The organism is Enterococcus sp. E5-37, assembly GCF_035726925.1.
Lineage (GTDB): Bacteria > Bacillota > Bacilli > Lactobacillales > Enterococcaceae > Enterococcus_B > Enterococcus_B faecium.
On record NZ_JAPMLG010000003.1, the window covers coordinates 228,225 to 251,225 of the forward strand.

A 23,001-nucleotide genomic window follows, 5' to 3' on the forward strand; every position below is an offset into this window, starting at 1 on the left:
ATTACTCCTTATCATATATTTGATTCATATTTTCTTTGATTGCAGCAAATAGCTTCTGTTTTGTTTCCTCAACTGTCGTATTTTCCAGTTGAGTAGCTGCGTTTGTGAAGTGTCCTCCGCCCCCTAAGGATTCCATGATGATTTGGACGTTGATCGTGCCAGTACTTCTGGCACTGATCCCAATCAAGCCGTCTGTCCGCTTCGTAATGACGAAAGCTGCATTGATATTGATCATCGAAAGCAATGTATCTGCTGTTTTTGCTGCTATAACACTATTATACTCTTTTTCGTCTGTCCCTGCCGCCACAACAATATCAGAAGTCACATAGTCGCTTCCAGCAATCAAATTGCTGATCTCCAAGTATGTCGCTAAATCCGAGCTCAATAAATATTGTACTAAGGATGCGTCTGCTCCACAAGACCTTAAATAGCTGGCAACGTCAAAAGTTCGTGCAGTTGTACGGACATTGAAACTATTTGTATCTACAACCATCCCTGCAAGCAATAATGTGGCCTCAAAACGATCTAAGCGATTTGTTTTGCTGCTTTGATATTGGATCAGCTCAGAAACTAGCTCTGAAGCTGAAGAAGCTGAAGATTCGATATAAGTCAGCAGAGGTTTACTTGGAAACTCTTCCCCACGACGATGGTGATCAATGATCACAATCTTATCAAATTGCTCATATAGGCCCTGAGAGATCGATAGAGAAGGTTTATGGTAATCCACCATCACGAGGAGGTCCTCTTCTTTTTTCAGCTCTATGGCACGTTCTGGAGAGATTAGTTGCATTTCTAATTCAGGATGCTTATGGATTTCTTCAAGACACCGTTCTACATCTGGAATGATCTCGTTCTCGTTGATAACGATGTAAGCTTTTTTCTGGTTGAAGCGTGCCAGACAACTGACACCAAAAGCAGAGCCCAAAGCATCCATATCCGGAAATTTGTGCCCCATGATAAACACATCGCCTGTTTCATCAAAAATCCGACGCAAAGCGGTACTCATCGCTCGAGAACGAACACGCGTGCGTTTGACATTCTTAGCAGATTTCCCCCCATAATAAAAAGGTTTTGCTCCTTCTTTTACCTCTTTCACGACAACTTGGTCGCCTCCACGGACTAAAGCAACATCTAAATTATTCTGAGCTTCTCCACCGATTTCATCGAGGGTTCTTGAGCCATAAGCAATCCCCATACTAAGGGTGATAGGCGAGCTCTGTTTTTCAGCTTCTGCTCGAAAGCGATCCAGCAAATCAAATTTTTTATCCATCATCTTTTTCAGATCGATCATCTGTGCTACGAAGAAAAACCGTTCTGCGTTGATTCTTTTGAAAAAGACATGGTATTCATTCATCCAGTCAGAAACTAGTGTAGTGACGAAAGAGTTCAGATAAGAAATCTCTTTGTCATCCAATTTATCAATGGCATCTGCATAGTTATCAATAGATAAAATACCAATCACCGGCTGACTGTTCGTCTGATGGAGTTTTAACAACTGGTTTTGGGTAATATCATTAAAATAAACAACACCCTTTACTGTATCCATATCAAACTGAAATGTTTTATCTGCTAGATAGACTTGGTTTTTCTTTTTTTCTTTTGCAGTAAAAAAAGTATCTAGCAATTCTTCCTCTGTTAATCCACTTTGATCTTTGATTTTCAATGCTAATGGATTGAGCCATTCGATTTTTTGGCTTGATGGCTGATAAGCAATCACTCCTACAGGCATGACTTCTGAGACATAAGCTAGATTGGTTTCAGCTACAGTCGAAGCCTGCTGGATTTTTTCACGTTTATTTAAAATAAGCCAACGTTTCATTTTCAACCAATAGCGAACACCCCATAAATTCATCAATAGAATGACCGAAGCGCTAACAAAACGAAATGGTAAAATTAAGACTACCAATACTTCGATTAATATAAACAGGATAAGGAAGAGAGGTTTCGGGGATAAATGATTGTTTTTATTTTCCATAATTTTCCTCCCATATATGACTAATTTGATTTTACCATAACTTTCGTCATTCGAGCGACTAAACGAATAGAGGTTATTTTTACAGAAAAAAAGGAATTGAATAGCTGATCAAAAGGATCAGTCATTCAATTCCTAGGATTTATTAGTCTTCGCTAACGAAAGGTAGCAAGCCCATGATACGAGCGCGTTTGATTGCAACAGTAATTTTACGTTGGTTTTTAGCGCCTGTACCAGTTACACGACGTGGCAAGATTTTACCGCGTTCTGAAATAAATCTTTTTAGTAATTCGATATCTTTATAATCGATATATTCAATATGGTTAGCAGCAATGTAGTCTACTTTACGACGTTTACGTCCGCCTCTTCTTTGTTGTGCCATTCTATTTCCCTCCTATCAAATTCGTTTAGAATGGTAAATCATCGTCTGAAATGTCGATCGTTGAACTTGAGCCGAATGGGTCAGAAGTATCACGGTCGAAATCAGGCATACCGTTGGATGATTGAGATGTTTGATTAGAGTTATTGTTTCCGCCAAATCCGCCAGCTGATTGACCAGAACTTTGGAATCCGCCGCTTTGTTGGCGATTTTCAGATGCAGAACGACTTTCCAGCAATTGGAAGTTGTCAGCTACTACTTCTGTCACGTATACACGTTGTCCTTGCTGATTATCATAAGAACGAGTTTGGATACGTCCAGTAACACCTAAAAGTGTTCCTTTACGAGCATAGTTTGCTAAAGTTTCTGCTGATTTGCGCCAAATCACACAGTTGATAAAATCAGCCTCTCGATTGCCGCTTTGGTTTGTAAAATTACGATTCACAGCCAAAGTAAATGTTGCGACTGCCGTACCACTTGCTGTGTAACGCAAATCTGGATCTTTCGTCAGACGTCCAACTAATACAACATTATTAATCAAAATAGTCATCTCCTCTCATCGTTTTCTATTGTTTCACATGAAACAACAATTAAGCTTCTTCTTTAACAATCATGTGACGAATGATATCGTCGTTGATTTTAGCAAGACGGTCAAATTCATTGACAGCATTTGCTGATGATGGAGAAGATACTTTAACGATGTGATAGATACCTTCACGGTAACCGTTCATTTCATAAGCGAAACGGCGTTTTTCCCAATCTTTTGATTCGATAACTTCTGCTCCGTTATCTTTCAAGATTGCATCGAAACGTTCGATTAAAGCAGTTTTTGCTTCTTCATCAATGTTTGGACGAATAATGTACATGATTTCATATTTCGTGTTTTCCATTGATATTCACCTCCCTGTGGACTTTCGGCTCTTAGGTTCCTAAGAGCAAGGAGAGTTATCTAATTAATTAGACTACTCACAAGCTCTGATTATACACTCTATTTTGGTCAAAAGCAATACAGAATGAACAGTTTCGAATATTTTAAGAGAAATTCAACTAATCAAAAAAGCCAGCAGGAATAACCAGATTTTTTAATCGGTCATTCTTGCTCGCTTACACAATTAGTCTTGATGGTTATTCTTCTGATCCTTGTTCTTCAACTGTTTGTTCTGCAGCTTCTGGTTCGACTGCTGCCATCGTGACAACTTTCGTATCAGCTTCCATCTTCATCAAACGTACGCCTAATGTTGAACGTCCAGTTTGAGAAACAGTCGATACGTTGAAACGGATAATGACACCTTTATCTGTAATCAGCATGATGTCTTCATCTCCAGAAACAGTGGTCAATCCAGCTAGTGGACCATTTTTTTCAGTGATGTTCGCCGTTTTGATCCCTTTACCTCCGCGGCCTTTCACTGGATATTCCGATACTTTTGTCCGTTTTCCGTAACCTTTTTCTGTGATCACTAATACTTCTTGATTTTCCTTCATTAAGGCTGCCCCAACGACATAATCTTCCTCACGCAGGCGTATCCCTCTGACCCCGGAAGCTGTACGTCCCATATCGCGGACTGCTTCTTCTTTGAAAGTGACAGAGTAGCCGTTATGTGTTCCGATAATGATATTAGATTGACCATCTGTCAGTAGCACATTGACGAGCTCATCGTCTTCTTTCAAACCAATTGCGATCAGACCATTACTTCGGATGTTAGCAAAAGCAGTGACAGAAGTACGTTTTACTGTACCTTGACGCGTCGTAAAGAAGAGATAGTGGCCTTCTTCTGCTTCTCCCGTCACCGCAATGATTGCCTGGATGCTTTCACTCGAATCGATACCTAGTAAATTGATAATTGGTATTCCTTTGGCTGTGCGCCCGTATTCTGGAATTTCGTATCCTTTTGCCCGATACACTTTTCCGTTATTCGTAAAGAATAACAATGTATCATGGGTAGAACAAGAAACCAGATTTTTGACGAAGTCGTCATTGTGGATACCCATTCCTTGGACACCACGTCCACCCCTTCGTTGAGCTCTGAATTCATTATTTGCCAAACGTTTGATGTAACCATTGTTTGTCAATGTAATAACGATTTCTTCTTCTTCGATTAAATCTTCATCTTCCAGACTTAAGACCTCACCGACTAGTAATTCTGTGCGTCGTTTATCACCAAATCGTTGATTCAAGTCTGCTAATTCATTCTTGATGATTTCTGTAACACGTTCTGGTCTTGCCAGAATGTCAGTTAAATCTTCAATCAGTTTTAAGAGTTCTTGGTATTCATTTTCGATTTTTTCCCGTTCCAAACCGGTCAATCGGCGTAAACGCATATCTAAAATAGCTTGAGACTGGCGATCGGATAAATCGAACCGTTCGATCATCGTCGCTTTTGCTTCGTCATCTGATTTAGACCCGCGGATAATCGCAATGATTTCATCGATATGATCCAAAGCAATACGCAAACCTTCTAAAATGTGTGCCCTTGCTTCTGCTTTTTCTTTTTCAAAGACTGTCCGTCTTGTGATGACTTCGCGCTGATGTTCGATATAGTTTTCAAGAATTTGTTTCAAGCTCAAAACTTTCGGCACACCTTTTTCGATCGCCAACATATTGAATCCAAATGAATTTTGCAAGGATGTCAATTTATATAAGTTATTCAAGATAACAGATGCGCTGGCGTCACGACGGATGTCAATGACGATCCGCATACCTTCACGGGAAGATTCGTCCCGCAAATCTGTGATCCCTTCGATACGCTTGTCTCTGTGCAGTTCAGAAATCCGTTCGATCAATTTTGCTTTATTGACCATATAAGGCAATTCTGTCACGATGATCCGTTCTTTACCATTTGGCATCTCAGTAATCTCAACTTTTGCACGTACGGTAATAGAACCCTTACCTGTTTCATACGCTCTTCGGATTCCTGATTTTCCCATAACCAAACCACCTGTTGGAAAATCTGGTCCAGGTAATACTTCCATCAATTCATTGGTCGTCACATCAGGATTATCCATCAGCAAATCGATAGCCGCTACTACCTCAGACAAGTTATGAGGTGGGATATTCGTGGCCATACCTACGGCGATCCCCGTTGTTCCGTTCACTAAAAGATTCGGGAAGCGAGCAGGTAGTACAACTGGTTCTTTTTCTGTATCATCATAGTTGCTTTGGAAATCAACAGTGTTCTTATTGATATCACGCAGCATTTCTGTAGCGATTTTACTCATCCGTGCTTCGGTATAACGCATAGCAGCGGCACCGTCACCGTCAACAGAACCAAAGTTTCCATGACCATCCACTAGCATATAACGGTAGCTGAATGGCTGTGCCATCCGTACCATTGACTCATAGATCGCACTGTCTCCATGAGGATGGTATTTACCCATGACATCTCCGACGATTCTGGCAGATTTTTTATGGGCTTTATCCGGTGTTACACCTAATTCGTTCATGCCGTATAAAATACGGCGGTGAACGGGTTTTAGACCATCTCTGACATCAGGAAGTGCACGTGCGACAATAACACTCATCGCATAATCGATGAAGGAGTCTTTCATTTCGCTGGTTAGATTGACATCATGGATGTTTTCTCTGATTTCTTCACTCATTCTTTTTCCTCCTTCATGATTAAATATCTAAGTTCTTCACATAGTGTGCATTTTCCTCGATGAATGCACGACGGGGTTCTACTCGATCCCCCATCAACATTTCAAATATCTGATCTGCTGCAATAGCATCGTCCACACTGACGCGGGCCATCATCCGATTGCTTGGGTCCATAGTTGTTTCCCATAGTTGATGATCATCCATTTCTCCAAGTCCTTTATAACGCTGAACGCTTGGTTTTGGTGAGGCAGGAAGTGAAGCAACGACTTGTTTCAACTCTTCTTCTGCATTTTTTCCTGGTTGTACATACGTAATATTCTTCCCTTGTTTTACCCCGTATAAAGGTGGCTGAGCAATATAGACGTATCCAGCTTCAACAATAGGACGCATGTAACGATAAAAAAGAGTCAGCAGCAATGTACGGATATGCGCGCCGTCGACATCGGCATCAGTCATGATAACTAATTTGTGGTAGCGAGCTTTCGATACATCAAAATCTTCTCCAAACCCTGTACCCATAGCAGTAAATAAAGACCGGATCTCTTCATTTGCCAAGATCTTGTCCATGCTTGCTTTTTCAACATTCAAGATTTTCCCACGAATAGGCAAGATGGCTTGAAACTCTCGATTACGACCTTGCTTAGCTGATCCGCCGGCCGAATCTCCTTCGACGATGAACAATTCGCATTTTTCAGGATCGTTGCTAGAGCAGTCCGCTAATTTTCCTGGCAGATTACTAATCTCTAAAGCACCTTTACGTCTCGTTACTTCACGCGCACGTTTCGCTGCTAGACGAGCTCTGGAAGCTAGTAATCCTTTTTCAACAATTTGACGGCCCACACTTGGGTTTTCCAGCAAGAATTTCATGAAATGTTCGCTAAATAACCGATCAGTGACTGTCCGTACTTCGGAATTGCCCAATTTTGTTTTTGTTTGTCCTTCGAATTGAGGGTCAGGATGCTTGATAGAAATAACAGCTGTCAATCCTTCTCGCACGTCTTCACCGGTCAAGTTGTCGTCATTTTCTTTCATCAGCTTTTGTTTTCGGGCATAATCATTGATCACACGAGTTAAAGCAGTCTTGAATCCTGATTCATGTGTTCCGCCTTCATACGTATGGATATTGTTGGCAAAACTCATGATATTGGAATGGTAGCCGTCTGTATATTGCATAGAGACTTCAACTGCGATATCTTGCTGTTCACCTTCCAAATATACAGGTTCTGGAAAAATCACGGTTTTGTTTGCATTCAAGTATTCGACATAACTTTTGATCCCGCCGTCATAATGGTATTCATTGATGACTGGTTCTTCTTCTCGTTTGTCTTCAATCGATATACGCATCCCGCGGTTCAAGAAAGCAAGTTCACGGATCCGGGTAGCCAATTTTGAAAAATCAAACTCAGTTGTCTCTGTAAAAATTTCAGGGTCTGGCGTAAAGTGAACCGTTGTTCCATGGCGATCCGTTTGTTCGATAATCTTTAAGTCGTCCACTACAGCTCCACGACGATATTCTTGATAGTACACATTTCCTTCTTTGTATACTTTGACATCAAGCTGTGTAGAAAGCGCGTTAACAACAGAAGATCCTACTCCGTGAAGTCCACCAGAAACTTTGTACCCACCACCGCCGAATTTTCCTCCAGCATGTAAAACAGTAAAGACCGTTTCAACTGCAGGACGTCCAGTTTTTGCCTGGATATCTACAGGTATCCCCCGACCGTCGTCAATAACGGTGATACTGTTGTCTTTTTCAATAATCACATGGATTTTCGTTGCAAAACCTGCTAATACTTCATCGATCGAATTATCGACAATTTCCCAAACAAGGTGATGCAGACCCTCAGAACTAGTCGAACCGATATACATGCCAGGTCGTTTACGAACGGCTTCAAGTCCTTCAAGTACTTGAATCTGACTGGCATCATACTCTTTAGCGCGTTCTACTAAACTTCTTTCTTCTGTCATTCAGTTTCTTCTCCTTTTAGTTTCCCTTGTTGAACATAAAAAATCTCAGGTTCAACAGTCATTTTATTTTTTACATGGTCAAGTGTCGTTGTTGTTAAGAACGTTTGAACTTTTCCTTCGATTGTTTCTAGCAGATGGAGTTGACGATTATCATCCAGCTCGCTCATCACATCATCTAACAAAAGGATTGGATATTCCCCTGTCTCTTCTTTAATCAAATCGATTTCTGCTAATTTAACACTTAGTGCAGTTGTTCTTTGCTGTCCTTGCGATCCATAAGTCTGCACATTTTTCTGATTAATAAAAAAGGAAAGATCGTCACGATGAGGACCAGCTGTCGTTGTTCCCCGAAAAAGGTCTTTCTTTTTATTTTGGTTCAAAAGTGCGAGAAATTGTTCTTGGATTTGCTCTTGCGTATGTGTTTCTAAAGAATCGACTGCGGTGAGATACTCGATTTCCAGCTGCTCTTTTTGATGGGTGATTTGCTGATGCAAAGAATTAGCCCAAAACTCCAATCGCTTGACGAACTGTGCTCTTGCTTTCAATACTTTGCTGCCAAACGCTGCTAGTTGTTCGGACAAAATATCCAAATAAAGCAAATCAGTTTGTTTTTTTTCATTCAATTGCTTTAAATACTGGTTTCTTTGTTTCAAAATTGCTTGGTATTGGACAAGATCATAAAGATAGATTGGATTGATCTGGCCTAATTCCATATCTAAAAACTTCCGCCTGATCTGCGGGCTGCCTTTTACTAAAGAAAGATCTTCTGGTGCAAATAAAATGACATTCATTTGTCCCACGTAAGTACTTAACTTTTTCTGTTCGATATGGTTGATCTTGGTTTTTCGGCCTTTTTTAGATAATAATATTTCTAATGGAAGAGTGGATGAACCTTTTGTGATCTCTCCTTGAATCATCGCCTGATCGTCAGTCCAGCCAATCAATTCCTGCTCACTACTTGTCCGATGACTTCGCGTCATAGCTAATACGTAGATACTTTCCAAAAGATTCGTTTTTCCTTGCGCATTTTCTCCTAAAAAGATGACGAGGTTCTTGGAAAATTCGATGTTCAGCTCTTCGTAATTTCGATAATTTTTTAAATACAGCTTATTCAGCCTCATTATCGTCGTTTCCTTTTTTTACCATAAAAAAAGTTCCTACTTCTGGAACTTCAACCATCATGCCGGGATAAAGTTTGCGTCCACGACGATTTTCTGGTTCGCCATCGACTAACACAGTGTTTTCTGCCAAATACCATTTTGCTTGTCCGCCACTACCGATAACTGTGACTTCTTTCAACATTTGGCCCAACGTCATGAATTCCGTATTTAGAATGACTTGTTGTTTCAATGCCCATCCCTCATTTTCATTATTAAAAGTATACTCTATTATACCTTTTTTTTCGCAATAAAACAAATTTATCCATATATTTTTCCATATAAGACGATTTAATCTAAAAAAGGTGATTTAAACAAAAATAAACAGAAAGCCTTAAAAGAGATTTTAGGGCCTTCTGTTTAAAATTTTATTTTTTCTATTTCTTTTCAATTAAATTTTCAAGAACATTGAAAATCATTGTTAATTTGTACGTACAGGAGTAATCAGCTGAATAAATTGAACGCCATCTTCCGTTGGTTCCAATGTAAATGGACGAATAGCAGAGATAAATTTCACTTTGATGCTCATATCTCCAAATGCACGCAACGCTGCTTTCATATAATCCGGATTGAAAGAAATATCTAATGGATCGCCACTGCTTGCTGTATAACTCAAGCTTTCTTCTACTTTCCCGATTTCTGGCGAATTTCCGTATAAAACAACCGCATCTGGACGAATAGATAAACGAACGATGTTGTTACGGCCTTCATGAGAAAGTAAAGAAGCCCGTTCGATCGCCGCTAAAAAGCTAGGAACAGAAAATTCAACCTCTGTATTAAAACTTGAAGGAATCAAACGATTGGTATCAGGATAGTTTCCTTCTAGCAAACGGGAATAGAAATACATCGTTTCTGTTTTGAACAACACTTGGTTTTCCATAATGCTGATTTCGACGATTTCTTCTTCATTTGTTAATGAGCGAGATAATTCGATCAAACTTTTTCCAGGAATAACAATATCAAAATGATCAGCCGCTTGTTCTACTGGAATCACGCGTTGACTTAGACGGTGAGAATCAGTAGCTACAGCCAATAAAGAATTATCAGATAAAATGAAATGCACACCTGTCAAGATTGGACGACTCTCATGTTGTGAGACAGCAAAAACTGTTTCGTTGATTAGTTTAGTCAATACGTGTACAGGTAATTTCATCTGGTTATGGCTTTCGACAACAGGAAGATGAGGATAGTTATCTGCATCTAATCCATTTACGATAAAATTCGCTTTTCCAGAAGTGATCGCTACTTGTTTATTTTCTAAAACTTCTAAAGTAAATGTTTCTTCAGGAAGTCTCCGAATGATTTCGCTAAAGAAACGTGCTTGTAAAACAATGGAACCAGTAGATTCGATTTGCATATTTGCTTTTTCGTTTTCAACAGACAAAAAAGTTTCAATTGATATATCAGCGTTGCTCCCCGTCAAAGTCAAACCTTCTTGTGTCAGTGTGATTTTTACACCTGTCAAAATAGGGATCGTGGTTTTGCTTGAAATAGCTCGTTGAACAGTTTGCAATTCCTGCATAAAGCTAGCTCGGTTTAAAGTAACTTTCATGATGTATCTCCTTTGAATGTTTATTTATTATTAGTTAAAAAGAATAATAAAAGTAATAGGGCATGTTGATTCTGTGGAAAACTCAAAAAACGTAAGAGAGAAACGAAAAAACAGCTGTGGAAAAAGTGTGTATAACTTTTGAACGTTTTTTTCTTTTATCCACATGCTATTTTCAGTTGATAGAATCGACAAATTAATTTAGTAAAAAGTTTTTGATTTCTGATACTTCATTTTGCATACTGACACTAGAATCCATCAGCTGCTGGATTTTTTCATGAGCATGGATAACCGTTGTATGATCCTTGCCACCGAATTCAGCTCCGATTTTCGGTAAAGAATTATCTGTGAGCTCACGTGCCAAATACATAGCGATTTGTCTAGGAACAACAATAGATTTGACGCGTTTCTTTCCTTTGAGATCTTTCAATTGGATGTGATAATACTTTGCCACTTCTTCTTGGATCTGCAGGATTGACAATTGAGGATGTCCTTTTCCTGATTTTAACGTTTTCAGTGCGTCTGCAGCTAGACTAGTCGAAATATCTTCACTATTCATCGCAGCAAAAGCTTGCACTCGAACAAGCGCACCTTCTAATTCACGAATGTTAGAATCAATTTGTCCTGCGATGTAGCTTAGTGTGTCATCTGGGATCTCTAGACGTTCAGCCGCCGCTTTTTTACGTAAAATCGCTGTTCTTGTTTCAAGATCCGGCGGTGTAATATCAACAGACAGCCCCCATGCAAAGCGAGAAACAAGGCGTTCTTGCAGTTTCGGAATCTCGTTTGGCAACCGATCACTGGTTAGTACGATTTGTTTCCCTTCATTGTACAAGGCATTGAAAGTATGGAAAAACTCTTCTTGCGTAGCTTCTTTTTCTGCAAAAAATTGAATGTCATCCACTAGCAGTAAATCAACATTTCGATATTCTTGACGGAACTCTTCTGCTGTTTTGTTTTGGATCGAATTGATGAAATCATTAGCAAAAGTTTCACTGCTTACATATTTTACTTTGGCATTAGGCTGACTTTGCAGCATTTGATGACCAATTGCATGCATCAAGTGAGTCTTACCAAGTCCCACGCCTCCATAAAAGAAGAGCGGGTTATAAATAGAACCTGGATCTTCTGCTACAACGAGCGCTGCTGCATGAGCCATCTGGTTTCCTTTACCAATGACAAACGTATCAAAGGTATATTTAGGGTTCAGCATGGCTTTTTTTAGCGGACTAGGTGCCACAACTTTTGGATTTTTTTCTTCTATAACTTCTTCTTGCTCTGCTTCTTCGCCAGTAATAAAGCGAGGGATAATCTCATTTCCTGATAACATATAACCGACTTCAACGATTTTTGTCGCCAGGTTTTTTTCCCAATATTCTTTATGAATCTTGCTAGGAACCTCAACAACGAGCTGGTTTTGATCAAGGGTTCGAGGGTTCGCTGTTTCGATCCATGTATTATAGCTAGCAGGCGATAAATCCTTTTGGTATGTTGCTTTTAATTCATTCCATAAAGCATCGAGGGATACCATATAAGGCCTCCTCCTTCATTAAAAAGTGAATAACTAGTACTAATTTAGCATTTTTTTCAATAGTTTTCCACAGAAACCGAAGAAAAAAATTTTTTAATTACAATTATCCACACAATCGACAAAAAGAAAAAAGAGAAAAACACAGTTGTCAAAAAAAGTTTTCCACACCACTAATGCACAGGTGGAAAACTCGTAAAAACCAATAGATTTCCTCTTGCGTCTGTGGATAAAAAATATAGATATACCAATAGTTAGGAGACGGAATACACAGGAAATCGCCTGATTGTGGATTACTTTTTTTACACGTGTGTTTTCTGTGTAAAACCAGCCATTTATTATCTGTGGATAATCCCTGTGCATAACTTTTTCCACATAGGATTCCCATAGAAAAAAATAATCTTGTGGATAAGTTTTAACAATCGATCTTCTATTTTATATTGACAAAATCACTACTTTGTCGTTATACTATCAAAGTATGTCTGTGTTTATAAAATAGATAAGAACATTTTGGAGGTGGAATATATGAAAAGAACATACCAACCAAATAAACGTAAACGTCAAAAAGTTCACGGATTCCGTAAACGTATGAGTACTAAAAATGGACGTCGTGTGTTAGCTAGCCGTCGTCGCAAAGGAAGAAAAGTTCTTTCAGCTTAGGCCACTGGGGTTTCAGTGGTTTTTTTTATACTCTTTTTTAGGGAAATGATGAAAGGACAATCGTAATTATGGTATGATTATGAGCGTAAGTGAGAGATAGAAAAGGAAAGAAAACTAATGAGAAAAGCGTATCGAGTAAAAAAAGAACGAGAGTTTCAAGCCGTGTTCCATACGGGAGATTCTTTTGCTAACCGCAAATTCGTCGTTTACCGTTTGGAAAAACCGGGACAGCCTCATTTTCGAGTTGGTTTATCTGTAGGAAAAAAGGTCGGCAACGCGGTAAACCGCAATGAAGTCAAACGAAAAATCCGAGCAGCAGTTTATTCTATAAAAGAAGAGATTGATCCGGAGTTGGATTTTATTGTGATTGCTAGACCAAGTGTGAAGGGGTTGACTTATGATGAGGTTCGCTCCAATTTAGTCCACGTCTTAAAACTTGCAAAAATAATCGACAGAGAGGAAAAGAGTAAGTGAAGAAATACAAACGTTTACTTTTGATGGCCGGTATCGTTAGTTTGGTCATCGTCTTATCCGGTTGCGGAACTGGGGAAGTCAGCGCACAGAGTACAGGAATTTGGGATCGTTATATTGTTTATTACTTTGCTGAGGCGATCAAGGCGTTGTCATTTGGTAATGCAGGGATAGGGATCATTTTATTTACACTGATCATCCGCGTGATCCTATTGCCGTTGATGCATTTCCAAACAAAGAGCATGCGTAAAACGCAAGAATTACAACCGAAATTAAAAGCACTGCAGCAACAATATAGTTCAAGAGATCCGGAAACACAAAGTAAGTTAAGAGAAGAGCAGCAGCGTTTATATGCAGAAAATGGCGTCAATCCATATGCTGGTTGTCTTCCTTTATTAGTACAAATGCCAATCTTGATGGCGTTATGGCAATCTATTTCACGTGTACCAGAGTTGAAACAAGGGCATTTCTTATGGTTGAACTTAGGGAACGCGGATCCAACATTTATTTTGCCGATTTTAGCAGCAATCTTTACTTTTGCAAGTACGTATTTATCTAGCATGAGTCAAATTGAATCGAATGCATCAATGAAGATCATGAATTTCGTGATGCCTGTAATGATTTTAGTGATGGGTGTCAATTTAGCCAGCGGTCTTTCATTATACTGGGTAGTTTCCAATGCCTTCCAAGTTATACAAACGCTGCTGATCAACAACCCTTTCAAAATTCGAAAAGAGCGTGAAGAAGAAGCACGGAGAATCCGCGAAAGAGAACGTGCTCTTAAGAAAGCAATGAATCCTAAGAAAAAACGGAAATAATAGGGGAGGTAATGCTAATGCCGATTTATGAAGCTGCAACAATAGACGAAGCTGTCCAACTAGGTCTGGCTGATTTGGGTTTGGCCAAAGACCAAGTCGAAATCGAAATACTGGAAGAAGGAAAAAAAGGTTTCCTAGGAATGGGTCGAAAGAATGCACGGCTTTCGATCCAGCCAAGTATCAGCGAAAAAGTTTCTGAAACAGTAGAACAGACTGTAGAAGAAATTTTGGAAGAAGAACCAACAGCTGAGATCGAGGTAGTCAACGAAACGATTCTTGAAGAAAAAACAGAAGAAGTAAGTGAGCTAGGTGATGAAGCAGCTTTAACGGAATTGGCAGTTTATCTTACTGAAATTTCAAAACAGCTTGATGCTCCAGCTCTTGTCAAAATGGAAAGAGAATCAAATAATATGGTTGTTTTCCATTTAGAAACACAAAAGCAAGGCATACTGATTGGGAAACATGGAAAAACACTGAATGCATTGCAATATCTGGCACAAGTCTTCATCCATCGTTTAGCAAGAAATAAGCTGTCTGTAGTAGTCAATGTAGGCAATTACCGTGAAAAGCGCCAAGAGATCATTCAGCGTTTAGCTGATCGCACGGCTGAAAAAGTAAAACGGACAGGGCAGCCTGTTTTCTTAGAACCAATGCCTGCATTTGAACGTAAACAAATCCATGCTGCATTAAGCAAAGATGAACATGTAAAAACACATTCGGAAGGTGAGGAACCTTATCGTTATTTAGTAGTAGAACCTGCTAAAAAATATTATTGATTCCATTACTTTTTGAATAAATCACGTTGACAAAGTTTTTCAAACCAAGTATATTTTACTAGAAATCATTCTTATCAGAGTATACGATGAAGTAGTCACTAACTTTGATAGAAAAAAGCGGATCGAAACTGTCTTCAGTTTTGATCCGCTTTTTTTGTCTGTTTCATTTAACCAATCGTTGTTTGGATAAATTGGATCACTGTTCCATAAGCAAAAAGTTCCAGAAAATACTTTCCGTCGCGTTTTTTTTGCTGATACTCAAAATGACAGTTGATTACTGCATTCGCACCATATTCAAGTACCTTCGTCTTTAATTTCCTCTTCGTTGTTAAGAAAAGGTCATCTTTAGGAAAAGATGGGTCAAACAAATCAGCTTCTAAGCATTCCACAACAAAAACGATATCGCGGACGATATATTTCTGGTTGATATTCCCTGTAGATAAAACGACATCGTTGATCCGAGGGTCACTTTCTTCTTCCAATGCAGCAGATCTGAACGGGCTCACATATTTTCTCCTTTCAAAAGTGTATAGTTTAGATAGCGCTACCATTTAGTGTACCGTTTTTTTTAAGAAAGATAAAGCCTTGTTTATACAGTATCTTCTCTTCGAATAAACCAAAGAACGCAAAGAGACATCCAAGGACAATTAAATATAAGGTAATGGAAGCAGAACAGGCTCAACTTCATCTAACTTGTTTTAAACACTTGATTCCTTATAGCAAGTGTGATAATCTATGACCAGAATTTAATCAAGAACAAGCAGTCAAAGTGCGAAGTTCACCGTTTATTGTGCATAAAGGGTGGAGTGGGCACTTTTTTTGTGCGCAAAATGAAAAAGGAAGTGAAAAAATGGCTGAAATTACTTTAGAATTTGATACGATTGCAGCAATTTCTACCCCACCTGGAGAAGGTGCAATCAGTATCGTTCGTTTAAGTGGCGATCAAGCTGTACAACTAGCAGATAAAGTTTATCAATCTGGAAACAAACGATTATCAGAAGTACCAAGCCATACGATCCATTATGGACATATCGTTGATCCCAAGAGCAATCAGCTTGTCGATGAAGTCATGGTCTCCGTGATGAGAGCACCAAAGACATTTACGCGGGAAGATGTAGTAGAAATCAATTGTCACGGTGGGATCGTTGTAGTCAATCAAATTTTGCAGCTATTGTTAAGAGAAGGTGCAAGATTAGCTGAGCCAGGCGAATTCACAAAACGAGCATTCTTGAATGGTCGTGTTGACCTTTCACAGGCAGAAGCTGTGATGGATTTGATTCGGGCAAAAACAGACAAAGCAATGGGACTAGCTCTTAATCAGTTAGACGGCAACCTGTCTGCTTTGATCCGCTCATTGAGACAAGAAATTTTAGAGACATTAGCACAAGTAGAAGTAAATATTGATTATCCAGAATATGATGATGTCGAAGAATTGACTACGAAGTTATTGCTTGAAAAAGCGCAGATGATCCAACAAAGAATCCAAGCGCTACTTGCTACATCCAAGCAAGGGAAGGTTCTGCGGGAAGGGTTAAGTACGGCAATCATCGGCCGGCCAAATGTCGGCAAATCAAGTTTGTTAAACCATTTGTTAAGAGAAGAAAAAGCAATCGTTACGGATATTGCAGGAACGACTCGAGATGTAATCGAAGAGTATGTCAATGTTCGGGGGGTACCGCTCAAGCTAATCGATACAGCTGGAATTCGGGAAACAGAAGATGTGGTGGAACGGATCGGGGTCGAAAGAAGCCGAAAAGCATTAGCAGAAGCAGACTTGATCTTACTTGTTCTAAACCAAAGCGAACCACTGACAGCAGAAGATGAACAATTATTGGAAGCGACAAGTGGATTGAAACGGATCATTCTTCTAAATAAAACAGATCTGCCAGCACAGCTGGAACAAGAAAAATTGAAGAAATTGATCGAAAATGATCCAGTTTTTTCAATTTCCGTAGCTAAAAACGACGGACTAGATCGTTTGGAATCAGCTATTTCTGATTTATTCTTCAGCGGAGAAACAGGAGAAAGAGACGCTACTTATGTTTCTAATACCCGCCATATCGCGTTGTTAGAAAAAGCTTCCCTCTCACTTGAAGAAGTCATTGCAGGTATTGATGCAGGAATGCCTGTGGATCTCGTTCAAATAGATATGACGCGTTGCTGGGACTATCTAGGAGAAGTTGTCGGCGACAGTGTACAAGATGAGCTAATCACTCAATTATTCAGTCAATTTTGTTTAGGAAAATAAAAGGAGGAACAAACGATTGGAACATTATGAAGCAGATGCGTATGACGTGATCGTTGTTGGCGCAGGACACGCCGGTTCAGAAGCTGCACTTGCTGCTGCACGTATGGGATCAAAAACATTATTACTGACAATAAATTTGGACATGGTAGCATTCATGCCATGTAATCCTTCTGTAGGCGGACCAGCTAAAGGCGTTGTCGTTCGAGAAATCGATGCGTTAGGCGGAGAAATGGGTAAGAATATCGATAAAACCTATATCCAAATGCGTATGTTGAACACAGGAAAAGGCCCAGCTGTCCGAGCATTGCGAGCACAAGCAGACAAACATGCTTATTCAACAGAAATGAAACATACGATCGAAAAAGAACCAAATTTGACGCTAAGACAAGGAATCGTCGAAGAACTGATCGTCGAAGATGGTGTTTGTCATGGAGTAGTGACGTCCACAGGAGCGAGCTACCGGGCCAAAGCAGTTGTTATTACAGCCGGAACAGCACTTCGCGGAGAAATCATTATCGGTGAATTGAAATATTCATCAGGTCCGAATAACTCTCAACCTTCTATTGGACTAGCGAATCATCTAAAAGAACTTGGCTTTGCTATCGAACGGTTCAAAACAGGAACACCGCCTCGAGTAAAATCAAGTACGATCGACTATTCTGTTACAGAAGAGCAGCCTGGTGACAAAGAGCCGAATCATTTTAGCTTCAGCACACCAGATAGTGCCTATAAACTAGATCAGGAATCTTGCTGGCTGACCTATACAGGTGAGACGACTCACCAAATTATTCGAGACAACTTACATCGTGCCCCAATGTTTACAGGGATCGTTGAAGGGGTAGGCGCTCGCTATTGCCCATCCATCGAAGATAAGATCGTGCGTTTTGCAGACAAACCACGTCATCAATTATTTTTGGAACCAGAAGGCTTAAATACGGAAGAAGTCTATGTTCAAGGTTTATCTACTTCTTTACCAGAGGATGTTCAAGTCAACATGCTTCATTCTATTGCTGGATTAGAAAAAGTAGAAATGATGCGTACAGGATATGCTATCGAATATGACGTAGTAGAGCCACACCAGCTCCGTCCGACATTAGAAACTAAAGTCGTTGAAAATCTTTATACAGCTGGACAAACAAATGGTACAAGCGGTTATGAAGAAGCGGCTGGACAAGGGCTGATTGCCGGTATCAATGCAGCTTTGAAAGTTCAGGGAAAAGAACCTTTAGTGATCAAACGAAGTGACGGTTACATCGGTGTCATGATCGATGATTTGGTAACAAAAGGAACGAACGAACCTTATCGTTTGCTGACTTCACGTGCTGAATACCGTCTGCTTTTACGTCATGATAATGCAGATTTGCGATTAACAGAAATGGGTCACCGTGTAGGCTTAGTAAAAGAAGATCAATACAAGAATTATTTGAAGAAAAAAGAAGCAGTTGAACAAGAAATCATACGTTTGATGAATGTACGAATCAAACCAACAGAAGAAGTCCAAGACTTTTTAGCAACGATTAATGCGGCACCATTAAAAGATGGTGTACTAGCAAGCGACTTTTTAAGACGTCCTGAGATTACTTATGCAGATCTTCTACGGTTTATTCCAGAAAATGAAGAATTGACACGAAAAGAAATCGAACAAGTAGAAATCCAAATCAAATATGAAGGCTACATCAAAAAAGCCATGGAAAAAGTAGAAAAATTAAAACGCATGGAAGCGAAAAAGATTCCAGAAAACATCGACTACGCAGCAATCAACGGATTAGCAACAGAAGCAAAACAAAAATTGCAGAAAATCCAACCAGAAACAATTGCCCAAGCTAGCCGAATCAGTGGCGTAAACCCTGCAGACCTAAGTATCCTAATGGTCTATATCGAACAAGGGAAGATTGCGAAAGTCAGTGAACCAGCGTAATACGTAATAATAAATAGAAGAGAGAACTAGTTTTTGCAGAAATTGCTCAAAGCTAGTTCTCTCTTCTGTGTATATTTTATGAGTCATACTAGAAAGAAAAAGTCTATAGGCTTTTCTTACTTTTCAAATTTTTAAGAATCCATATGGAAGGATTGCATGTCTAGAGATTTTGCGTTAAAGTAGGGAGAGAATCTGTGAAACAATTGCTGTTTCACAATGAAAGGAATATTTATGATACCAGAAGAATTTCGCCAATCCTTGGCAGAAAAAGGGATAGAGCTTACCGATCATCAAATGAATCAATTCGCTATTTATTATCGGACATTAGTCGAATGGAACGAAAAGATGAACCTTACAGCTATTACGGATGAAAAAGACGTATATCTGAAGCATTTTTACGATTCACTTACATTAGCATTTGAAGTAGACTTTACGCAGCCTTTATCTTTATGCGATGTCGGTTCGGGGGCAGGGTTTCCTAGCATACCTTTAAAAATTGCCTTTCCAGAACTGCAGATAACGATCGTTGATTCTCTGAATAAACGAATAACCTTCTTATCTGAGTTAACCCGATTATTAGGAATCGATGCTTCCTTATATCATGACCGGGCAGAAACATTTGGGCAAAATCCTCACTTTCGTGCATCATTTGACCTTGTCACTGCTCGTGCGGTTGCTCGTTTGAATGTGTTAGCGGAATTGTGTTTGCCCTTGGCTAAACAAGAAGGCTATTTTTATGCATTGAAAGCAGCAAAAAGTGAAGAGGAATTGACAGAAGCAAAACAAGCGATTGCTTTATTAGGTGGTAAATTCCTCAAAGAAGAGGCGGTTACCTTGCCGAATGTCTCTGACCAACGGCATATCATCGTTATTCAAAAAAAGAAACCAACCCCAAAGAAATACCCAAGAAAGCCCGGACTGCCTAATAAGCAGCCAATCAAATAGGAGGAGAAGAGATGGCACAAATAATATCTGTTGCGAACCAAAAAGGTGGCGTCGGCAAAACAACGACGACGGTGAATCTAGGTGCTTGTCTTGCTAGCCTTGGCAAAAAAGTATTGCTAGTGGATATGGATGCACAAGGAAATGCTACCAGTGGTGTCGGGATCAGAAAACCTGATGTGACAAGAGACATCTATGATGTTCTAGTCAATGAATTGCCAATTGATGAGGCAACTTTGATCACTGAACACGAAAATTTGAGTATTGTGCCTGCGACTCTCCAATTAGCAGGAGCAGAGATCGAATTGACGTCAATGATGGCAAGAGAATCAAGATTAAAAGGATCTTTAGCAGAAGTAAGCAGTCAGTATGATTATATTTTGATCGATTGCCCGCCTTCTCTTGGCCATCTGACAATCAATTCATTTACAGCAAGTGATTCGATTTTGATACCTGTTCAGTGTGAGTATTACGCATTGGAAGGATTAAGCCAATTACTGAATACGGTTCGTTTAGTTCAAAAACACTTTAATCCAGAATTAGAGATCGAGGGAGTCTTACTGACAATGTATGATGCACGAACAAATCTGGGAAATGAAGTCGTAGAAGAAGTACGTAAATACTTCCGCGAAAAAGTTTACGAAACGATCATTCCAAGAAATATTCGTTTGTCAGAAGCACCTAGTCATGGAAAACCGATCATCGACTACGATCCACGTTCTCGAGGAGCTGAAGTCTACCAAGCATTGGCAAAGGAAGTGGTAAGTCGTGAAGAAAAGTAAAGGATTAGGCCGAGGAATCGATGCACTGTTTCAAGATTTAGAAAACTTAGAGACGGTGGATGTAAAAGATGATACCGTTGTCCAGCTACCATTGAATGAGCTGCGACCAAATCCGTATCAGCCCCGTAAAACATTTGAAGAAGTATCTTTGCAGGAACTAGCAAATTCTATTGAACAATCAGGCGTCTTTCAACCCATCATCGTACGCCGTTCCGCAGTAAAAGGATATGAGATTATTGCAGGGGAGCGACGTTTTCGAGCGTCCAAACTAGCTGAAAAAGAAACGATCCCTGCTATCGTTAGAGACTTTGACGAAGAAGCGATGATGCAAGTAGCAGTGCTGGAAAACTTGCAGCGAGAAGATCTGAATCCGTTAGAAGAAGCAGAAGCATATGAGATGCTGATGAAAAACCTGAAACTAACACAAGCAGAAGTAGCTAGTCGTTTAGGAAAGAGCAGACCTTATATCGCCAATTATTTGCGCTTGCTTTCTTTACCGGATCTTGTCAAGGAAATGGTACAAGATCAGCGTTTATCTATGGGACAAGCCCGTACGCTGTTAGGTTTAAAAAATAAAACATTGATTTTGAAATTAGCCAATCGTGCAGTAACTGAAAATTTAACTGTCCGCCAACTGGAACAGCTTGTTTCTGAGTTAAATCAAAATGATGGAAAAGAAAAGAAAAAAATCCCAAGGCTAGCAAAGGAAAAACCATATTATATCCGAGAAAGCGAAGATCGTTTGATGGATAAATTTGGTACAAGTGTAGCTATCCAAGAAAAAAATGGGAAAGGTAAGATCGAGATTGAATATCTTTCTCAAAAAGATTTGACAAGGATTCTTGATATATTGGATATTCAATTTGATGAAGAATAAACAAAAAGGAGGCTATTTTTATGTACGACTTGCACGATATCGTTGAAATGAAAAAACCTCACGCTTGCCAGACGAATCGCTGGGAAGTCATTCGAATGGGCGCAGATATCAAAATCAGATGTATGAATTGCGGACATATCGTCATGATGACCCGTCGAGATTTTGAAAAGAAATTAAAAAAAGTAATTGAAAAAAATGCAGAGAAAGAGTGAATAAATTTATGGCATTGACTGCTGGAATTGTTGGGTTGCCCAACGTAGGAAAATCAACTTTGTTTAATGCGATCACAAAAGCAGGAGCAGAAGCAGCAAACTATCCCTTTGCGACGATCGACCCTAACGTAGGGATGGTAGAAGTACCTGACTGGCGTTTGCAACGCTTAACAGAACTTGTACATCCGAAAAAAACTGTTCCAACGACTTTTGAATTTACAGATATTGCTGGAATCGTAAAAGGCGCAAGTAAAGGAGAAGGTTTGGGAAATCAATTCTTAAGCCATATCCGCCAAGTAGACGCTATTTGTCACGTTGTTCGCTGTTTTGATGATGATAATATTACTCACGTAGAAGGACGTGTTGATCCACTAGAAGATATTGATACGATCAACTTGGAACTAGTGTTAGCAGACTTAGAATCTATCAACAAACGCTATACTCGTGTAGCAAAAGTTGCTAAAACCAAAGATAAAGATGCAGTGGCAGAACTAGCTGTACTGGATAAAATCAAACCTGTACTGGAAGAAGGAAAATCTGCCCGAACGATCGAATTTACTGAAGAAGAACAAAAAATCGTTAAATCACTATTTTTATTGACGACAAAACCAATTCTTTATGTAGCCAATGTCTCAGAAGATGACGTAGCAGATGCAGACGCGAATCATTATGTACAAGAAGTGCGCAACTTTGCTGCAGAAGAAAATGCAGAAGTGATCGTGGTCAGTGCTCGTGCAGAAGAAGAAATCGCAGAATTAGACGAAGAAGACAAAGCGGAATTTTTAGAAGCTTTAGGAATCGAAGAATCAGGTTTGGATCAGTTGATCCGTGCTGCTTACGATTTATTAGGCTTAGCTACTTACTTTACTGCTGGAGAACAAGAAGTACGTGCTTGGACATTCAAAAAAGGAATCAAAGCACCACAAGCAGCAGGAATCATCCATTCAGATTTCGAACGCGGATTTATCCGTGCAGAAACTGTCTCTTTTGAAGACTTGGATCATTACGGAAACATGCATGCAGCAAAAGAAGCTGGACGTGTTCGATTAGAAGGAAAAGATTATGTCGTACAAGACGGCGACGTAATGTTATTCCGCTTTAATGTGTAAAAGGGCTATCAAACTAGCTGTAGAATATGGTAGAATGTCT

Annotated in this window: 22 protein-coding genes; 11 read left to right on the top strand and 11 right to left on the bottom strand. The window is 39.6% G+C overall.

The genetic code is table 11. The annotated features are described in order from the left end of the window. Position 1: 1 nt before the first annotated feature. From OS138_RS03980 to dnaA, 10 genes are all read right to left on the bottom strand, one after another. Positions 2-1,975 (bottom strand): DHH family phosphoesterase, encoded by a 1,974-nt coding sequence (locus OS138_RS03980; protein WP_325069749.1) that lies wholly within the window; start codon positions 1,973-1,975, stop codon positions 2-4. 142 nt (positions 1,976-2,117) lie between these two features. Next, complete coding sequence (gene rpsR / locus OS138_RS03985) at positions 2,118-2,354, bottom strand: 30S ribosomal protein S18 (RefSeq protein ID WP_002288370.1); 237 nt, start codon at positions 2,352-2,354, stop codon at positions 2,118-2,120. A 25-nt stretch (positions 2,355-2,379) separates the two neighbouring features. After that, entirely contained in the window at positions 2,380-2,892 is a 513-nt protein-coding gene (ssb, locus tag OS138_RS03990) for a single-stranded DNA-binding protein (protein ID WP_002288368.1), read from the bottom strand. Between the two features lie 49 nt (positions 2,893-2,941). After that, positions 2,942-3,241 carry a 30S ribosomal protein S6 gene (gene rpsF, locus OS138_RS03995; protein ID WP_002288366.1) on the bottom strand — a complete coding sequence of 100 codons (300 nt, stop codon included), beginning with the start codon at positions 3,239-3,241 and terminating at the stop codon, positions 2,942-2,944. A gap of 235 nt (positions 3,242-3,476) precedes the next feature. After that, positions 3,477-5,948, bottom strand: coding sequence for a DNA gyrase subunit A (gene gyrA, locus OS138_RS04000; RefSeq protein ID WP_002288365.1), 2,472 nt, complete (start codon positions 5,946-5,948; stop codon positions 3,477-3,479). A gap of 19 nt (positions 5,949-5,967) precedes the next feature. After that, on the bottom strand, positions 5,968-7,914 hold the full coding sequence (gyrB, locus tag OS138_RS04005; RefSeq protein ID WP_002288364.1) for a DNA topoisomerase (ATP-hydrolyzing) subunit B: 1,947 nt from the start codon (positions 7,912-7,914) through the stop codon (positions 5,968-5,970). Beyond that, complete coding sequence (recF, locus tag OS138_RS04010) at positions 7,911-9,035, bottom strand: DNA replication/repair protein RecF (protein WP_081156902.1); 1,125 nt, start codon at positions 9,033-9,035, stop codon at positions 7,911-7,913. The genes gyrB and recF overlap by 4 nt, the downstream gene beginning before the upstream one ends. Then, positions 9,022-9,264: a S4 domain-containing protein YaaA gene (yaaA, locus tag OS138_RS04015; RefSeq protein ID WP_002295251.1), complete on the bottom strand. Its 243-nt coding sequence runs from the start codon at positions 9,262-9,264 to the stop codon at positions 9,022-9,024. The genes recF and yaaA overlap by 14 nt, the downstream gene beginning before the upstream one ends. Positions 9,265-9,492: 228 nt before the next feature. Then, complete coding sequence (gene dnaN, locus OS138_RS04020) at positions 9,493-10,623, bottom strand: DNA polymerase III subunit beta (RefSeq protein WP_002288361.1); 1,131 nt, start codon at positions 10,621-10,623, stop codon at positions 9,493-9,495. Positions 10,624-10,816: 193 nt separating this feature from the next. Then, complete coding sequence (gene dnaA, locus OS138_RS04025; protein WP_002288360.1) at positions 10,817-12,151, bottom strand: chromosomal replication initiator protein DnaA; 1,335 nt, start codon at positions 12,149-12,151, stop codon at positions 10,817-10,819. Positions 12,152-12,673: 522 nt separating this feature from the next. Between dnaA and rpmH the strand changes: the two genes are divergently transcribed. The 4 genes from rpmH (at position 12,674) to jag (ending at position 14,873) form a co-directional block, all read left to right on the top strand. Continuing rightward, a complete protein-coding gene (gene rpmH, locus OS138_RS04030; protein WP_002293121.1) occupies positions 12,674-12,808 on the top strand; it encodes a 50S ribosomal protein L34 in 135 nt (44 codons plus the stop codon). A gap of 117 nt (positions 12,809-12,925) precedes the next feature. After that, positions 12,926-13,282: a ribonuclease P protein component gene (rnpA, locus tag OS138_RS04035; RefSeq protein ID WP_002295255.1), complete on the top strand. Its 357-nt coding sequence runs from the start codon at positions 12,926-12,928 to the stop codon at positions 13,280-13,282. Continuing rightward, positions 13,279-14,097 carry a YidC/Oxa1 family membrane protein insertase gene (locus OS138_RS04040; protein ID WP_325069750.1) on the top strand — a complete coding sequence of 273 codons (819 nt, stop codon included), beginning with the start codon at positions 13,279-13,281 and terminating at the stop codon, positions 14,095-14,097. The genes rnpA and OS138_RS04040 overlap by 4 nt, the downstream gene beginning before the upstream one ends. Before the next feature lie 17 nt (positions 14,098-14,114). After that, positions 14,115-14,873, top strand: a complete 759-nt coding sequence (gene jag / locus OS138_RS04045; RefSeq protein WP_002295258.1) for an RNA-binding cell elongation regulator Jag/EloR — start codon at positions 14,115-14,117, stop codon at positions 14,871-14,873. Between the two features lie 167 nt (positions 14,874-15,040). Here jag and OS138_RS04050 read toward each other — a convergent pair whose 3' ends face one another. Beyond that, positions 15,041-15,424 (bottom strand): hypothetical protein, encoded by a 384-nt coding sequence (locus tag OS138_RS04050; protein WP_002303984.1) that lies wholly within the window; start codon positions 15,422-15,424, stop codon positions 15,041-15,043. Between the two features lie 299 nt (positions 15,425-15,723). On the opposite strand from OS138_RS04050, the gene mnmE reads away from it, so the two are divergent. From mnmE to ychF, 7 genes are all read left to right on the top strand, one after another. Then, positions 15,724-17,121 (top strand): tRNA uridine-5-carboxymethylaminomethyl(34) synthesis GTPase MnmE, encoded by a 1,398-nt coding sequence (gene mnmE, locus OS138_RS04055; RefSeq protein WP_325069751.1) that lies wholly within the window; start codon positions 15,724-15,726, stop codon positions 17,119-17,121. 16 nt (positions 17,122-17,137) lie between these two features. Next, positions 17,138-19,039, top strand: a complete 1,902-nt coding sequence (gene mnmG, locus OS138_RS04060; protein WP_325069752.1) for a tRNA uridine-5-carboxymethylaminomethyl(34) synthesis enzyme MnmG — start codon at positions 17,138-17,140, stop codon at positions 19,037-19,039. 231 nt (positions 19,040-19,270) lie between these two features. Next, positions 19,271-19,984 (top strand): 16S rRNA (guanine(527)-N(7))-methyltransferase RsmG, encoded by a 714-nt coding sequence (gene rsmG / locus OS138_RS04065; protein WP_002288804.1) that lies wholly within the window; start codon positions 19,271-19,273, stop codon positions 19,982-19,984. 11 nt (positions 19,985-19,995) lie between these two features. Further along, positions 19,996-20,763, top strand: coding sequence for a ParA family protein (locus OS138_RS04070; RefSeq protein ID WP_002288805.1), 768 nt, complete (start codon positions 19,996-19,998; stop codon positions 20,761-20,763). Further along, the gene (locus tag OS138_RS04075) at positions 20,750-21,640 is read left to right on the top strand and encodes a ParB/RepB/Spo0J family partition protein (protein WP_002325155.1); all 891 of its coding nucleotides are present in this window, start codon (positions 20,750-20,752) and stop codon (positions 21,638-21,640) included. The genes OS138_RS04070 and OS138_RS04075 overlap by 14 nt, the downstream gene beginning before the upstream one ends. A gap of 20 nt (positions 21,641-21,660) precedes the next feature. Then, positions 21,661-21,852, top strand: coding sequence for a DUF951 domain-containing protein (locus tag OS138_RS04080; RefSeq protein ID WP_002293106.1), 192 nt, complete (start codon positions 21,661-21,663; stop codon positions 21,850-21,852). A gap of 8 nt (positions 21,853-21,860) precedes the next feature. Continuing rightward, complete coding sequence (gene ychF, locus OS138_RS04085) at positions 21,861-22,961, top strand: redox-regulated ATPase YchF (RefSeq protein WP_002293105.1); 1,101 nt, start codon at positions 21,861-21,863, stop codon at positions 22,959-22,961. Positions 22,962-23,001 lie beyond the last annotated feature (40 nt).

Coding starts and splice junctions, on each gene's coding strand:
- rpsR (WP_002288370.1), bottom strand. CDS start 2,354: ATGGCACAACAAAGAAGAGGCGGACGTAAACGTCGTAAAGTAGACTAC.
- dnaA (WP_002288360.1), bottom strand. CDS start 12,151: ATGGTATCCCTCGATGCTTTATGGAATGAATTAAAAGCAACATACCAA.
- ychF (WP_002293105.1), top strand. CDS start 21,861: ATGGCATTGACTGCTGGAATTGTTGGGTTGCCCAACGTAGGAAAATCA.
- rnpA (WP_002295255.1), top strand. CDS start 12,926: ATGAGAAAAGCGTATCGAGTAAAAAAAGAACGAGAGTTTCAAGCCGTG.
- gyrB (WP_002288364.1), bottom strand. CDS start 7,914: ATGACAGAAGAAAGAAGTTTAGTAGAACGCGCTAAAGAGTATGATGCC.
- jag (WP_002295258.1), top strand. CDS start 14,115: ATGCCGATTTATGAAGCTGCAACAATAGACGAAGCTGTCCAACTAGGT.
- rsmG (WP_002288804.1), top strand. CDS start 19,271: ATGATACCAGAAGAATTTCGCCAATCCTTGGCAGAAAAAGGGATAGAG.
- mnmE (WP_325069751.1), top strand. CDS start 15,724: ATGGCTGAAATTACTTTAGAATTTGATACGATTGCAGCAATTTCTACC.
- rpsF (WP_002288366.1), bottom strand. CDS start 3,241: ATGGAAAACACGAAATATGAAATCATGTACATTATTCGTCCAAACATT.
- recF (WP_081156902.1), bottom strand. CDS start 9,035: ATGAGGCTGAATAAGCTGTATTTAAAAAATTATCGAAATTACGAAGAG.
- OS138_RS04070 (WP_002288805.1), top strand. CDS start 19,996: ATGGCACAAATAATATCTGTTGCGAACCAAAAAGGTGGCGTCGGCAAA.
- rpmH (WP_002293121.1), top strand. CDS start 12,674: ATGAAAAGAACATACCAACCAAATAAACGTAAACGTCAAAAAGTTCAC.
- OS138_RS03980 (WP_325069749.1), bottom strand. CDS start 1,975: ATGGAAAATAAAAACAATCATTTATCCCCGAAACCTCTCTTCCTTATC.
- OS138_RS04080 (WP_002293106.1), top strand. CDS start 21,661: ATGTACGACTTGCACGATATCGTTGAAATGAAAAAACCTCACGCTTGC.
- OS138_RS04050 (WP_002303984.1), bottom strand. CDS start 15,424: ATGGTAGCGCTATCTAAACTATACACTTTTGAAAGGAGAAAATATGTG.
- gyrA (WP_002288365.1), bottom strand. CDS start 5,948: ATGAGTGAAGAAATCAGAGAAAACATCCATGATGTCAATCTAACCAGC.
- dnaN (WP_002288361.1), bottom strand. CDS start 10,623: ATGAAAGTTACTTTAAACCGAGCTAGCTTTATGCAGGAATTGCAAACT.